This is a genomic window from Pseudomonas sp. GL_117 (assembly GCF_057835125.1).
The window spans coordinates 4,074,087-4,088,209 of sequence record NZ_CM174418.1 but is presented as its reverse complement, the minus strand read 5'-3'; the positions used below and the strand labels follow the sequence as shown (position 1 = coordinate 4,088,209).

The 14,123-nt window shown below is 63.7% G+C and carries 13 protein-coding genes; 12 read left to right on the top strand and 1 reads right to left on the bottom strand.

What is annotated here, in order from left to right:
• Nucleotides 1-2,757 (bottom strand): beta-glucosidase, encoded by a 2,757-nt coding sequence (locus AC3ISR_RS18415; protein WP_463983473.1) that lies wholly within the window; start codon nt 2,755-2,757, stop codon nt 1-3.
• Between the two features lie 512 nt (nt 2,758-3,269).
• On the opposite strand from AC3ISR_RS18415, the gene AC3ISR_RS18410 reads away from it, so the two are divergent.
• The 12 genes from AC3ISR_RS18410 (at nt 3,270) to gspD (ending at nt 13,415) form a co-directional block, all read left to right on the top strand.
• Entirely contained in the window at nt 3,270-3,494 is a 225-nt protein-coding gene (locus AC3ISR_RS18410; protein WP_192296791.1) for a hypothetical protein, read from the top strand.
• Between the two features lie 76 nt (nt 3,495-3,570).
• Nucleotides 3,571-5,301 carry a type II secretion system ATPase GspE gene (gspE, locus tag AC3ISR_RS18405; protein ID WP_463983474.1) on the top strand — a complete coding sequence of 577 codons (1,731 nt, stop codon included), beginning with the start codon at nt 3,571-3,573 and terminating at the stop codon, nt 5,299-5,301.
• A complete protein-coding gene (gspF, locus tag AC3ISR_RS18400) occupies nt 5,298-6,500 on the top strand; it encodes a type II secretion system inner membrane protein GspF (protein ID WP_463983475.1) in 1,203 nt (400 codons plus the stop codon). The genes gspE and gspF overlap by 4 nt, the downstream gene beginning before the upstream one ends.
• A 20-nt stretch (nt 6,501-6,520) precedes the next feature.
• Nucleotides 6,521-6,937: a type II secretion system major pseudopilin GspG gene (gspG, locus tag AC3ISR_RS18395; protein WP_192296788.1), complete on the top strand. Its 417-nt coding sequence runs from the start codon at nt 6,521-6,523 to the stop codon at nt 6,935-6,937.
• Between the two features lie 9 nt (nt 6,938-6,946).
• Nucleotides 6,947-7,378, top strand: a complete 432-nt coding sequence (locus tag AC3ISR_RS18390) for a type II secretion system protein (protein WP_192296787.1) — start codon at nt 6,947-6,949, stop codon at nt 7,376-7,378.
• Complete coding sequence (locus AC3ISR_RS18385) at nt 7,375-7,743, top strand: prepilin-type N-terminal cleavage/methylation domain-containing protein (RefSeq protein ID WP_463983476.1); 369 nt, start codon at nt 7,375-7,377, stop codon at nt 7,741-7,743. Before AC3ISR_RS18390 ends, AC3ISR_RS18385 begins: the two co-directional genes overlap by 4 nt.
• The gene (locus AC3ISR_RS18380; protein ID WP_192296785.1) at nt 7,740-8,360 is read left to right on the top strand and encodes a prepilin-type N-terminal cleavage/methylation domain-containing protein; all 621 of its coding nucleotides are present in this window, start codon (nt 7,740-7,742) and stop codon (nt 8,358-8,360) included. The genes AC3ISR_RS18385 and AC3ISR_RS18380 overlap by 4 nt, the downstream gene beginning before the upstream one ends.
• Nucleotides 8,357-9,079 carry a general secretion pathway protein GspK gene (locus AC3ISR_RS18375; RefSeq protein ID WP_192296784.1) on the top strand — a complete coding sequence of 241 codons (723 nt, stop codon included), beginning with the start codon at nt 8,357-8,359 and terminating at the stop codon, nt 9,077-9,079. Before AC3ISR_RS18380 ends, AC3ISR_RS18375 begins: the two co-directional genes overlap by 4 nt.
• Nucleotides 9,076-10,113: a PilN domain-containing protein gene (locus AC3ISR_RS18370; RefSeq protein WP_192296783.1), complete on the top strand. Its 1,038-nt coding sequence runs from the start codon at nt 9,076-9,078 to the stop codon at nt 10,111-10,113. Before AC3ISR_RS18375 ends, AC3ISR_RS18370 begins: the two co-directional genes overlap by 4 nt.
• The gene (gene gspM, locus AC3ISR_RS18365) at nt 10,088-10,699 is read left to right on the top strand and encodes a type II secretion system protein GspM (protein WP_192296782.1); all 612 of its coding nucleotides are present in this window, start codon (nt 10,088-10,090) and stop codon (nt 10,697-10,699) included. Before AC3ISR_RS18370 ends, gspM begins: the two co-directional genes overlap by 26 nt.
• Nucleotides 10,696-11,220 (top strand): cupin domain-containing protein, encoded by a 525-nt coding sequence (locus AC3ISR_RS18360; RefSeq protein ID WP_463983477.1) that lies wholly within the window; start codon nt 10,696-10,698, stop codon nt 11,218-11,220. The genes gspM and AC3ISR_RS18360 overlap by 4 nt, the downstream gene beginning before the upstream one ends.
• Complete coding sequence (gspD, locus tag AC3ISR_RS18355) at nt 11,217-13,415, top strand: type II secretion system secretin GspD (RefSeq protein ID WP_463983478.1); 2,199 nt, start codon at nt 11,217-11,219, stop codon at nt 13,413-13,415. Before AC3ISR_RS18360 ends, gspD begins: the two co-directional genes overlap by 4 nt.
• Nucleotides 13,416-14,123 lie beyond the last annotated feature (708 nt).

Here is a 14,123-nt window from a genome sequence, read left to right as displayed (position 1 = left end):
TCAGTTAGCGGCAGCGCTGCCTTGTGCGCTGTCGTCGCTCATGTCATAGCCGTCGCCTGCACTGGTGTCACTGTCATCATTTTCATTCTGATGCAGCACCCCTCCGGTCTTCACCTGGGGCAATTCACGCAGTGTCGAGTTCAGCGCCGAGCGCGGCAGCGGGTTGCTGGTGGTGGTCGACAGTTCCTGGCGGAACGGGTTGACCAGCTTGGCGTTCAGGCGGATGTCCTGGGAGGACGCGCCCACCGACAGGTTGAAGCTGTCGGCATCCACTACCCATTGCTTGCTCTTGACGTCGTAGTAGGCCAGCGAGCGGTCGTTGAGTTCGATGGTCACGCGCTTGCTCTCGCCCGGCTTCAAGAACACCTTCTTGTAGCCCTTGAGCTCCTTGAGCGCTCGCTCGACTTTCGGATGGTTCTGGCCCACGTACAGCTCGGCGACTTCCGCCCCCGCGACCTTGCCGGTGTTGGACAGGTCGAACGATACCTTGATCGGTGCACCTGCCACCGCGACGCCAGGGGTCACGCTGATGTTGCTGTAGCCGAAGGTGGTGTACGACAAGCCATAGCCGAATGGGTACAGCGGCTTGATGCCTTTCTTCTCATAACCGCGGTAGCCGAGGAACAGGTCGTCCTTGTAGCTCATCTCGGCCAGGGTTTCCTGGTTGTCGAATGTCGGGAAGGTCGCGTAGATCGGGTTGTCTTCGATGTTGCGCTCGATGCTGATCGGCAGCTTGGCCGACGGATTGACCTTGCCCAGCAGGATCTCCGCCAACGCCTGGCCGCCGTTCTGCCCAGGGTAGAACGCATGCAGCGCCGCCGGCACCTGGTCGATCCAGTCGCTCATCTTCAAGCCAGTGCCGCCATGCAGGGTCACCACGGTGTGCGGGTTGACCTTGGCGATGCTCTGGATCAACTGGCTCTGGAACTCCGGCAAATCGAAGCTGTGGTCGAAACCTTCACCCTCGTATTCGTTGCTGTTGCCGGCCGCCACCAGGACCGCGTCGTACTGCGCCAGATCCTTTGGTGCCACCAGCGAGGCCCAACTCATCTGCACGCCCACCAGGCCGCCCATGGTCGAGAGGTAGCCGTTGCGGCGCGAGTATTCGAGCTTGATGTCCACTGCTTTGCCCGCTTGCAGGTTGACCTTGGCGAACACCGGAATGGTCGGCGGGATGCTGTTGTTCGGCAGGGGTTTGCCGTCGCCATTGTCGAGGATCTTCTTGCCGTCGACATACAGGCGCACGGCCCCGTCGGCGCGGATCTTGAACACCTGTTCGCCACTGACCGTTGGCGTGACCTGGCCGCTGTAGCGGATCGAGGTGGCGGCGGTGTCGCCGTTGACCGGCAGGCTGTCGGTGGACCAGTCCAGATCAACGTGGGTGTCGGTGCGGCTGGCAGCCGCGTCGCCGGACCAGTTGGTGTTGCTGAAGAACTCGGTCTGCAAGCCCTTGACGCGGTTGCCGGCGCTGTCGGTGTGGGTCCAGACCGAGGCGCTCGGGTCCAGGGACAGGCCGTCGATAAACTCGACCTTGGCGCCCGGAGCCAATTGCTGCAAGCCGCTCAGCTCGCTGATGTAGTTGGCCGCCATCACGTTGGCACTGCCGAAACCGGTCGGCGGCGCATACTTGGCGAGGTTGCCGACCACGGCGATGCGCTTGGCTTTCTTGGCATCCAGTGGCAGCAGGTTGGCCTGGTTTTTCAGCAGCACGATGCCTTCGCGTGCGGCATTCAGGGCCACGCGGTTGCTGGTGGCGCTGTTCATGTTGTGGTTGGTCAGCGGTGCCTTGCTGTCGAACTTGTACAGGTAGACCTGCTTGAGGATGCGCCGCACCTTGTCATCCAGGGTCGCGCCGCTCAGCTCGCCGCTGTCCAGGAACGGCTTGAGCACCGAGCTGTTCATCTGGTAGCCCATCATGTCCAGGTCGGTGCCGGCCTGGGCGGCGGGCAGGCCGTTGACCACGGCGTTGTAGTCACTCTGCACAAAGCCCGGGTAGCCCCATTCGGTCTTGAGGATGTCGTGGATCAGGTGTGAGTTCTCGCAGGCGAACTCGCCGTTCACCTTCTGGAACGCGCACATCATCATTGCCACCTTGCTGTTCTTCGAGGCGGACTCGAACGGCGGCAAGGTCATCTCGCGCAACACGCGCTCGCTGATGATTTCGTCGAGGTGGAAGCGGTTGCTTTCCTGGTCGTTGGCCGCGTAGTGCTTGGCGTTGGCCCACACCCCGCGCGACTGAATGCCGTTGATCAACGCCGGACCAAGGCTGGCACCAAGGAACGGATCTTCACCGGACAGGTACTCGAACGCCCGCCCGCTGTAGGGCATGCGGTACAGGTTCACGCCAGGCCCGGTGACGAACTGGTAACCGCCGCTGGCCGTGTCGTAGCCCAGGGCGCGGCCCAGGTCGATGGCGCGACGCGGGTTCCAGCTGGCCGCCAGGTTCGGCCCGGACGGGTACACCACGCCTTGGGCATTGCCTTCGCTGGTGTAACGCACGCCGACGCCGCCATCGGCACCGTGAATCTGCGGCACGCCGTACTGGCTCAGCGGCTTCACATCCCAGCCACCGATGCCGCCGATGTAGGCGAGTTTTTCTTCCGTGGTCATCTTCGCCAGGGTCTTGTCTGCCGCCTTTTCGGCACGGCTGACCATGCCTTCATTCAGCGCCGGGCTGGTCGCCGCGTGCGCGTGGGACACGGCCAGCGCCAGCAGGGCGAACGCCGACTGCGCACCGATCATCTTGCGTTTATTCATGGGGTTTCTCCGAACAGCGGTGTGTTGAAAATAGGGCGTGAAGACGTGCGTCGCATACAGCACGCTCGTCACTTTTTTACGGGCAATAGTTCGCCTTGATCGCAATGTTTAACCGATGGCTAATTGCAATTACTTGGCGGATTTCGCAGTTTTATAAGTTTAATAATTGTATTAATTATTGTTGTGGGTGATGTCTTGGTGATATTGCGGGATGGCATTTTGAATCGCGGAAACGCCATAATTAAGGCAATTCTTGCGGTTATCTGTCAAACAAAAGCTATTTTTTGCGTGAAATAAGAAATATTTCATTACGATTTTGAACTAAGGCTAAACCTACCAGTCGATTGGTTTAAGAAAATAAATGCAGCAATGGCGAACTAGTGGCTTTGCGCGGTAGTTCTAAAAGGCCATGTTTTATACGTGCTGTCATATACAACGCTTTGGTGTAGGGTCTTGAGCCGATTCAAGACGCCACTCGAGCAAATCGCTGTTTTTTGATCTGGAGAAATTCGATGAAAGTATCCCTGTTGAGTGCCGGTGTAGTCCTGGGTGTTGCACTGAGTGGCGCGGCCATGGCGGCTGAATCCACCGACGCCGATGCCAAGTCCGGCGCCACCGATTCCACGGTGATCACCCAGGCCCACGACGCCAAGGCGGTCAAAAAGCAGAAGGCCGAAACCACTCGCGGCGGTCGCCCGCTGAATGGCCAGCAGGTCGCGCCGAAGGCCTCTAACTAACGGCTTGCGCCCCTCTCTTTGTGGGAGCAAGCCCGCTCCCACAAGGGTTTTTACCTAGTCCCTCAGATAGCTGCTCATGCCAAGTCCCGCAACGCCCGTCGATGCCTGCCAGATGCCCATCCCGACCACCGAACAGGTGTGCGCCTGGCTGATGCAGCATGCCGGTTTGAAAACCGTCGACCTGGAGCGTGCCCGGCGCTTGTCCCAGGAGTCTGACGAGGCCGGGTTGCTCAGCCTGTTGACCCGCCTGGGGCTGGTCTCCGAAGTCGAACTGGCCAAGGCCTGGGCCGACTTGATCGGCGCGCCGCTGTTGCTCGCCGATGCCGCGCCACCGTTGCTGGACCCGTTGCCCAGCCTCACCGAACGCTTCATGCGCCACTACCAGGTGGTGCCGGTGGGGTGGCGCGATGACGGCTTGAGCGTGCTGGCCGCCAACCCGGCGCAGGCGTACCCGTTCCAGGCGCTGGCCTATGCGTGTGGGGTGCCGATCTGGCTGGCCATCGGCCCGCGCAATGAAGTCGACACGCTGATCGAGCGCTACTACGGCCAGGGCCGTTCGGCCATGGGCACCCTGATCGAGAACCTCGACGAGCAGGGTGGCGCGCTGGAAGACATCGAACACCTCAAGGACATGGCCTCCGAAGCGCCGGTAATCCGCCTGGTCAACCTGATTCTGCAACGCGCCGTGGAACATCGGGCGTCGGACATTCATATCGAACCCTTCGAAAATCAGTTGCAGGTGCGCTACCGCATCGACGGCGTGTTGCACGAGGCCGAAGCGCCGCCGTCCAGCTCCTCGGCGGCGGTGATTTCACGGGTGAAGATCATGGCGCGCCTGGACATCGCCGAGCGCCGCCTGCCCCAGGACGGGCGCATCATGCTGCGCATCCAGGGCAAGGAGCTGGATTTGCGGGTGTCCACGGTGCCCACCAGTTTTGGCGAATCGGTGGTGATGCGCCTGCTCGACCGCCAGACCGTGCAGTTCGATTTCCAGAGCCTGGGTTTCGACGGCCAGCGTCTCGACGCGTTTTTGCAGGTGCTGGAACGACCCCACGGCATCCTGCTGGTCACCGGGCCGACCGGCTCGGGCAAGACCACCACGCTGTACACCGCGTTGTCGCGGCTCAACACCGCCGAACGCAAGATCATCACCGTCGAAGACCCGGTGGAATACCAGCTCGAAGGCATCAACCAGATCCAGGTCAAGCCCGCCATCGGCCTGGATTTCGCCGCAGCCCTGCGCTCTATCGTGCGCCAGGACCCGGACGTGATCATGATCGGCGAGATCCGTGACCTGGAGACCTGCCGCATCGCGATCCAGTCGTCGCTGACCGGCCACCTGGTGCTGTCGACGCTGCACACCAACAGCGCGGCGGCGAGTATCACGCGGCTGCTCGACATGGGCGTGGAAAGCTACCTGATTGCCTCGACGGTCAACGGCATCCTCGCCCAGCGCCTGGTCCGCCGTCTCGACCCGGCCACCCGCGAAGCCTTTGACGCACCGCCCGAATTGATCGCCGAACACGGCCTGGATCGCTTTACCGATGCGAGTCCGATCCGGCTTTACCGCCCGCGTGCCGATGCCCCCGGCGGCGGTTACCACGGGCGCAGCGCAATCACCGAATTGCTGGTGATGAACGACGAACTGCGCAGCCTGCTGATGCGCCAGGCCGACGCCGCCACCCTTGAACACGCCGCGCGCCGCAGCGGCCTGCGCACCCTGCATGAAGAGGGCCTGCGCCAGGCCGTGGCGGGCGTGACCTCGCTGGAAGAAGTGCTGCGCGTCACGCGGGGCGACGGCACATGAGCCTGTTCAAATACCGCGCCCTCGACAGCCAGGGCGCTGCGCAAAACGGCACCCTCGACGCCAAGGACCAGGCCGCTGCCGTCGCCGCCCTGCACAAGCGCGGCCTGCTGTTGTTGCAGATTGCGCCGGCGGGCAGCCAGGGCCTGCGCCAGGCCTTGGGGCGCGGTCAGTTGAAGGCGGCGGCGTTGGTCAGTTTCACCCAGCAACTGGCCACGCTGCTGGGCGCCGGGCAACCGTTGGAACGCTCGCTGGGCATCCTGCTCAAGCAACCCGGCCAGCCCCAGATGCGCGCCTTGATCGAGCGAATCCGCGAACACGTCAAGGCCGGCAAACCGTTATCCAAGGCCCTGGAAGAAGAGGGCAGCCAGTTCTCGCCGCTGTACCTGAGCATGGTCCGCGCCGGTGAGGCCGGTGGTGCATTGGAAAACACCCTGCGTCAGCTCAGCGACTACCTGGAGCGCAGCCAGCTCCTGAGGGGCGAGGTGATCAACGCGTTGATCTATCCGGCGTTCCTGGTGGTGGGCGTGCTCGGTTCGCTGGCGCTGCTGTTGGCCTACGTGGTGCCGCAGTTCGTACCGATCTTCAAAGACCTCGGTGTACCCATCCCGTTGATTACCGAAGTGATCCTTGGCCTCGGCCAGTTCCTCGGCGCCTGGGGCCTGGCAGTCCTGGCCGGGGCTATCGTGACGATCTGGACCCTGGCCGCGCGCCTGCGCAACCCGCAACGGCGTGAACGCTACGACCGCCGCGTGCTTGGCATCCGCGTCATCGGCCCGCTGTTGCAGCGCATAGAAGCCGCACGCTTGGCCCGCACCCTCGGCACCTTGTTGAGCAATGGCGTGGCCTTGCTGCAAGCGCTGGTGATCGCGCGCCAGGTCTGCACCAACCGCGCGCTGCAAGCCCAGGTCGCCCAGGCGGCCGAGTCGGTCAAAGGCGGCGGCACCCTGGCCAGCGCGTTCGGCGCCGAGCCGCTACTGCCGGACCTGGCCCTGCAAATGATTGAAGTCGGCGAACAGGCCGGTGAACTGGACAGCATGCTGCTCAAGGTCGCCGATGTGTTCGACGTTGAAGCCAAACGCGGCATCGACCGCCTGCTCGCCGCACTGGTGCCGTCCCTGACCGTGGTCATGGCGGTGCTGGTGGCGGTGATCATGCTCGCGATCATGCTGCCGCTGATGAGCCTGACCAGCAATATATGAACCCCCGAGGACCCACCCCCATGCGCTTGAAACCTGCACGCCGCCAAAGCGGCTTCACCCTGTTGGAAATGCTCGCCGTGATCGTGCTGCTGGGCATCGTCGCGACCATTGTGGTCCGCCAGGTCGGCGGTAATGTCGACAAGGGCAAATACGGCGCGGGCAAGGCGCAATTGGCGAGCCTGGGCATGAAGATCGAAAGCTATGGGCTGGACGTCGGCTCACCGCCCAAGACCCTGCAACAGCTGGTCGACAAGCCCGCCAACGCCGCAGGCTGGGCCGGCCCGTACGCCAAGCCGTCGGACCTCAAGGACCCGTTCGGGCATGCCTTCGGCTATCGCTTTCCCGGTGAGCACGGTGCGTTCGACCTGATCTTCTTCGGCCAGGACGGCCAGCCCGGTGGCGAAGGCTACAGCGCCGACCTGGGCAACTGGGAATAACCCGCGACCATGCCCAACCCTCAACGCGGCTTTACCTTGCTGGAGATGCTGGTGGTGATCGTGTTGATCAGCATCGCCGCCGGGTTGCTCGGGTTTGGCCTGCAACAAGGGCTCAAGACCGCCCGCGAGCGCCAGGCGGTCGGGCAGATCGTCGATGCCCTGCGCAGCACGCGGGCGCGGGCGATTGTCAGCGGGCACACCGCCACGACTGTGTTTGATCTGCGTGGGTTGAGCGTTCAGGCCCCCGATCGGCCACCCAGGCACTGGCCGGCCGACCTGCAAGTGACCCTGCACACCGCCGAACAAGTGGGCGCTGCGGTGGCGTTCTACCCGGATGGCAGCTCCACCGGCGGCAACCTGTTGCTGGCCAGTGGCAGTCGGCGTTGGCGCATCGACATCGGCTGGCTGACCGGCAGCGTGCAATCCAAGGCGTTGCCATGAAGCGCCAGGCGGGGTTCACCCTGCTGGAGATGCTCGCCGCCCTGATGCTCATGGCGATCTGCAGCACGGTGCTGCTGGTCGCGTTTGGCCAGAGCGCGCGGTCGTTGTTGCAGGTCCAGCACAGTGATCGCCTGACCCACGCGGCGCTCAGCGTGTTCGATCAGGAAGCGGCGGGGCTGCTGGCCAGTGGCATCCGCCAGGGCAACCTGGCGGGCATCGCCTGGCACTTGCACATCGCCCAGCAACCCACGCGCCTGGGCCAGCCGCGTTTGTTTCGCCTCGATCTGACGGTGCGCGAAGGGCCGCGCCAGGCGCAGTTCAGCACGCTGAAATTGCGCGCCGCCAGCGACAAGGTGCCGTTATGAACCGGCGCCAGCAGGGGTTTACCTTGCTCGAAATCATGATCGTGCTCAGCTTGCTCGGCGTGCTGCTGACCCTGGTCGGCGGCGCGTTGCTGGGGGCCAACCGTGCGGTGCTCAAGGCCCAGCGCTACACGGTGAGCCTGGATGAAATGCGCGCCGCGCAGCAGTTTTTGCGCACGGCGATCAGCGAAGCGCTGCCACTGGACGTGACCGAAGACGACAGCCAGACCCCCGGTTTTTTTGTCGGCGCGGCGCAGCGCCTGCAGTTTGTCGCGACCTTGCCTGGGGTGCTTGGCGGTGGAATTCAGCGCTTCACCCTGCAACTGCACGGCGATGACTTGCAGGTGGCGTTCGCGCGCTTTGAATCCACCGCCCAGGTCAGCGTGCCGGCCGCGCGCAGTGAGCCGCAGGTGCTGTTGCGCGATGTCGAGGCCTTGCAATTCAGTTATCGCGGCGTGTCCCCCAAAGGCCAGGCCACTGGTTGGATCAGCACATGGCCGTGGACCAAGCGCCTGCCTTACGCGGTGCGTATCGACGCCACGGTCGGCGGGCCGGTGCCGTGGGTCAGCCAGGTGGTGGCGCTGCGTCTGAACCTGTCCGGCGGAGCGTCGGATCAATGAAGCAGCAACGCGGCGTGGCCTTGTTGCTGGTGCTGTGGGTGCTGGCGTTGCTCAGCCTGTTGCTCGGTGGCCTGGCCGGGTGGGTGCAACTGCAGACGCGCCAGGCGACGTGGCATCGCCAGCACACCCAGGCCGTGCTGGCGGCGGAGGCGGGCGTCGCGCTGGTGATGCAGGCGCTGGCTGATCCGCTGCAGCGCAAACAGTGGGTCGCCGATGGGCGGCAAATGCCGTTGGTATTTGACGACGCGCAGTTGCGTGTAAGCCTGCGCAGCGAGCGCGGCAAGTTGTATCTGAACAGTGCCGAGCCGGCTGATTTCGCCCGCGTGGCCTTGGCCTGCGGCGCTTCCGCGGCCCAGGCTGCGCGCCTGGCCAAGGACCTGGAAACCCGCCGCAATCAAGGTGTGGCGCCGTTCCGGGTGGTTGAAGAGTTGCGTCAGTTGCCGGGCATGACCCAGGCGCTGTACAGCCGGTTGGTGCCGCAGATCACTTTATGGAGCGGCCTGGACCGGCCCGATCCCGCCTTCGCCAGCACACTGCTGCGCAAGGCCTTGAACCTGCCGCAACAAAGCACGGTGGGGGCTGATCCCGGCGAAGTGCTGGTGATCAGCAGCCGGGCAGAACGCCCTGGCGGTTACCACGCGCGGTTGCAAGTCACCGTTTTATTGAGCCCATCGGAGGGAAGCGCACAACCGTATCGGGTGTTGCGTTGGCAAGAATGAATCGATCGTTATCCAAACCCTTGGCGCAACTTGAGCAGTGGGCTCAACCCATTGCCCAGCGCTGGCGCGGCAGCCTGTTGCTGCAAGGCTGGCGCCTGTGGCTCAACGAACTGCGCGGCTGCCTGCCGGCGTGGTTGCTGGCGCACGAGCCACCTGAGCGCAGCTACCCCTGGCCGTTGACGGCGCCGGTAGGGCCGGTGCCCGAGAATGTGCGCCAGGTGTTGCTGCTTGCGCCTTCGACGGTGCTGGTGCAGAGCCTGCAACTGCCGCTGGCGGCGGCCCGCAACCTGACGGCGGTGGTCGGTTATGAACTTGACCGTTTCACCCCGTTCGACGCCGAGCAACTGTACTTCGTCGCACACCAGGAGCGGCGCACCAGCACGCACCTCAAAGTGACGCTGGTGGCGATCCAGCGCACACGCCTCGACCAGATCCTGCTCGACTGCGCAGCCCTGGGTTTGCATCCCCATCAGGTCGATGTGCCGGGCCTGGGCATCGACCTGCTGCCCGCGCCGTTGCGGCCACGCCAGCGCGCCCGCGGCAAGGGCCTGCAACGCAGCCTGCCGTGGCTGTGCGCGGCGTTGGTGATTGCGGCGATGCTGTTGTGGCTCAACGACCGCCAGCGCGTGCTGGATGTGATGCACGCCAGCGTCCAGCAGCAAAAACACCAGGTGGCCCAGGTCCAGCAGCTGCGTCAGCAACTGCTCAATACCCGCGGTGCAGCGAACTACCTGACCCGCCGCAAAGCCGCCCAGCCGCCCTTGGCGGCACTGCTTAACGAGTTGACCACCTGCCTGCCCGCCGACACCTGGATCGAGCAATTGGAAATCACCGATGGCGCCGAGGTGTCGCTCTCCGGGCAAAGCGCCAAGGCCAGCGCCTTGATCACCCGGATCAAGGCGTGCCGCAGCCTGGAAAACGCCAGGTTCGAAGGGGTGATCCAGCCCGATGCGCAAACCGGCAAGGATCAGTTTGCCCTGCGCGCCCACTTGCACCAGGAGGCCAACGATGCGCCGACCCCTGACACCCCGTGAACGTCGCGGCGCCGCGCTGTTGGTGCTGGCCCTGGTGCTGGGCGCGACGTATTGGCTGTTGATCGACAGCTGGTTCGCCGGCCCGCTGCGCGACATGGGCGAGCGCGCCGAGCAACTGCGCGAACAGCAGCAACGTTACGCCGGGCTGTTGCAGCAGGGCGCGTCGTTGCGTGAGCAATTGGAGCAGGCGCGCCAGGACCCGGCGAGCAGCACCAGCCTGTTGCCCGGTGACGACCCCAGCGCCGTGGCCGCCGATTTGATGCAACGCGTCGCCGACCTGATCAGCAGCCAGGTCAGCCTCGGCGGCGGCTGCAAGTTGACCCAGCGCATGCCGATCACCCCGGAGCAGGACGACAGCGAGCCGTACCGCCAGGTCAAGCTCAGCCTGACCCTGGACTGCGCCATCGAACCGCTGACCGCCATCTTGCATGCCCTGGAATACCAGCGGCCGTTCCTGTTCGTGGATGAAATGAGCATCCGCCGCCGCGCCGATGCGCCGGCCAGCGGTGGCGCCGGGAAGCTGGTGGTGCACCTGCTGGTGCGCGGTTATCTGCAACCGGCTGGCGCCGGACAGGTGGCCCGATGATTCCGGTATTGCGCCCCCTCGAGTGGGGCTTGCTGGGTTTGTCGACGGCATTGGGCCTGTTGATGCTTGGCATTTTGAGCAGCATCGGCGACGCGCCGCAGTGGCTGCCGGCACCCGCGCCGAGCGCGCGCAGCACCGCGGCGGCCAAGGTGCTGGCCGCCCCGCAGGCGAGCCTGGAAAGCCTGGCCGGCACCTGGCAGGCGCCGTTGTTCAGCCCCGATCGCAGCCCTGATCGCGCGGTTGGCCAGGCGCAGGCGTCGAGCCTGTCGAGCCTGGTGTTGACCGGCATTGTTCTCGACGGCGAGCTGCGCGTGGCGCTGCTCAAGCCGGCCGACGGCCCCGCGCTGAAAATCCACCAAGGCCAGGCCCTGCCCAACGGCTGGCTCCTGGAACACCTGACACCCCGCGAAGCGCACTTCGCCCTCGATGGCCGCACGCAAACCTTGAGCCTCAAGGCCCTGCGTCTGCCGCCGCCATCGACCACCCCCCCGATTACTCTTCCTCACGAGCCCACCCCTTGATCGATACATTGCGTACCACCGCGTTTTGCCTGGCCACTGCCGTTTCCCTTGGTGGCTGCGGCTCACTGCCCGACCACCTCGACGCCGATGACGCGCTCATGCACGAGGCGATGCAGGGCACCGGCTCACAACGTCCGCCGCAGGACCCGGCCAGTGAGCCGGCGGTAGCGGCCGACACCCAACAGGCCAAGGCTGCGCCGCAGCGCCAGTTGATCCGTGGCAACCAGCAATTCGTGCGCCCACCCACGGCGGCGGCAGCGGCGCAGCAGAGCGGCGGCGACATTGTGTTCAACTTCGCCGACCAGCCCATCGAAGCGGTGATCAACAGCGTGATGGGCGACCTGCTGCACGAGAACTACAGCATCGCCCAGGGTGTGAAAGGCAACGTCAGTTTTTCCACCTCCAAACCGGTGAACAAGCAGCAGGCACTGTCGATCCTCGAGACCCTGTTGTCCTGGACCGACAACGCGATGATCAAACAGGGCAACCGCTATGTGATCCTGCCCGCCAACCAGGCCGTGGCGGGCAAGCTGGTGCCGCAGATGCGTGTTGCACAGCCGTCCAATGGTTTGTCGGCGCGGCTGTTCCCGCTGCGCTACATTTCCGCCACCGAGATGCAGAAACTGCTCAAGCCCTTCGCCCGGGAAAATGCCTTCCTGCTGGTGGACCCGGCGCGCAACGTGCTGAGCCTGGCGGGTACGCCGGAGGAGTTGGCCAACTACCAGGACACCATCGACACCTTTGATGTGGATTGGCTCAAAGGCATGTCGGTGGGTGTGTTCGGCTTGCAGCGCGCGTCGGTGGCCGAGTTGATGCCCGAGCTGCAAAAAATGTTCGGCCCCGACAGTGGCATGCCGTTGGCCGGCATGGTGCGCTTCCTGCCGATCGAACGGACCAACTCGGTGGTGGCGATCTCGTCGCAGCCGCAGTACCTCAGTGAGGTCGGTGACTGGATTCATACCATCGACGAAGGCGGCGGCAACGAGCCGCAGATGTACGTGTACGACGTGCGCAACATGAAGGCCACCGACCTCGCCAAATACCTGCGGCAGATCTACGGTACCGGCGCGATCAAGGATGATGCCCCGGCCAAGGTCGCGCCGGGCTTGCGCACGGCGACCCTGTCGTCGCCAGGCACCAACAGCACGTCGGGCAGCACGCCCGGCGGCCTGAGCAACAATCTGAACAACGACCCGTCTGTTGCCGATGATGAGGAGCAGGCACCCGAGTCCGACCAGGACAATCCCGAGCAGGGCGCCACTGAGGACGCCCCGGCCAAAAGCCTCGACGCCGGCACCCGCATCACCGCGCAGAAGAGCAGCAACCAATTGCTGGTACGCACGCGTCCGGTGCAATGGAAAGAAATCGAATCGGCGATCAAACGCCTCGACAACCCGCCGCTGCAAGTGCAGATCGAGACGCGCATTCTCGAGGTCAAGCTCAGCGGTGAACTGGACCTCGGGGTGCAGTGGTACCTGGGGCGCCTGGCGGGCAATTCCGCCAGCACCACCGTGGCCAACACCGCCGGCAGCCAAGGCGCCCTGGGCGGCGGCGGGGCAGGGCTGGGGGCGACGGATTCGTTGTTCTACTCGTTTGTCAGCTCCAACCTGCAAGTGGCCTTGCATGCGTTGGAAACCAACGGCCGCACCCAGGTGCTGTCAGCGCCCTCGCTGGTGGTGATGAACAACCAGCCGGCGCAGATCCAGGTGGGCGACAACATTCCCATCAGCCAGACCACGGTGAACACCGGCACCTCGGACACCACCCTGAGCAGCGTCGAATACGTCCAGACCGGGGTGATCCTCGACGTGGTGCCACGGATCAACCCGGGTGGCCTGGTGTACATGGACATTCAGCAGCAGGTCAGCGATGCCGAGACCCAAGCGGCCAGCGACACGCAGAGCAACCCGCGCATCTCCACGCGCTCGGTCTCCACCCAGGTGGCGGTACAGAGTGGCCAGACCGTGCTGCTCGGCGGCTTGATCAAGCAGGACAACGCCGAATCCGTGAGTGCGGTGCCCTACCTCGGCAAAATCCCCGGCTTGCGCTGGTTGTTCGGCAACACCAGCAAGTCCAAGGACCGTACCGAGCTGATTGTGTTGATCACACCAAGGGTGATTACCAGCGGCAGCCAGGCGCGGCAGGTGACGGATGATTATCGTCAGCAGATGCAGTTGCTGCGGCCGTCCAATTGAAGATGCACCGGGCGATAGCTTTGGTTCGGTGGGTATATCCGTTGGTTAGGTAACGGCGGCTTAGGGTTGCGCTCTAACAGCGGCTCACTTTTGGAAAGCCCTAAAAGTAAGCAAAAGGCCTTCGCCCCTACATTCGGCACCTCGCCTGCGTTCGGCCAGCGTGTTTTACGGGGCGACCCCAGATCAAAAACCAGAGCGCGGCGGCCTTAGAACCGACCGGTATGTGCGGGTCGAACGGGGTCAAAACTGTGGGAGCGGGCTTGCTCGCGAATGCGGTGGATCAGCCAATGAATGAGTTGACTGACACACCGCATTCGCGAGCAAGCCCGCTCCCACATTTGGATCTCCATGTATTCAGATGGAACTGTGGTTTGCGCTTTTCAAAAGTGAGCCGCCGTTACCGCAGCAATGGATATGCACTCAAAAACATCATTTATATGTATAAAAAAATCCATAAATAATGAAATACAAGAATATTAGCTTAGACCAAAACAGCATTATATTTTCAAAACCCATTCCGTTATGTTTGATCGCAACAGCCTACCCCTGACCTCGGATGGTACTCATCGTGATTCAGATTCTGCTCCCATAACCGGGTAATCATGCCCGTAGCAGAATCGTTGGAAGGGAATTCAACGTATGTTGCCGATTCACACCCCGCACGCGCCTTAGCCCCCAATCGCCGCCACACCCCCCAAAAAACGAGCA